Origin of the sequence: Micromonospora sp. LOL_015 (genome assembly GCF_048060275.1) — a bacterium.
Lineage (GTDB): Bacteria > Actinomycetota > Actinomycetes > Mycobacteriales > Micromonosporaceae > Micromonospora_E.
The window spans coordinates 1-347 of sequence record NZ_JBHMIO010000211.1 but is presented as its reverse complement, the minus strand read 5'-3'; the positions used below and the strand labels follow the sequence as shown (position 1 = coordinate 347).

Sequence of the window (347 nt, the reverse complement as noted above, 5' to 3'; positions counted from 1 at the left end):
GGTCGGCCCGGCGGTCGGCGCGATGCCGACGGTGGCCTGCTGGATCCGGGTCGCCGGGCGCGACCGCAGGTAGTAGGTGGTCTTCAGCCCGGACTTCCAGGCGTACAGGTACATCGAGGACAGCTTGCCGATGGTCGGCGCGCTGAGGAACAGGTTCAGCGACTGCGACTGGTCGACGTACGGCGCACGGGCGGCGGCCAGGTCGATCAGCGCCCGTTGCGGCAGCTCCCATGCGGTACGGAACAGCTCCCGCACATCGGCGGGCAGGTCCGCGAGGCCCTGCACCGACCCCTCGGCCCGCTTGATCTGCTCCCGGACCGGTGCCGTCCACAGCCCGCGCGCCTTCA

Annotated in this window: 1 pseudogene; it reads right to left on the bottom strand. The window is 71.5% G+C overall.

Going from position 1 to position 347, the window contains the following annotated elements:
* Positions 1–347, bottom strand: a pseudogene (locus tag ACFHWU_RS29530) (ribonucleoside-diphosphate reductase subunit alpha); the annotation flags it as partial.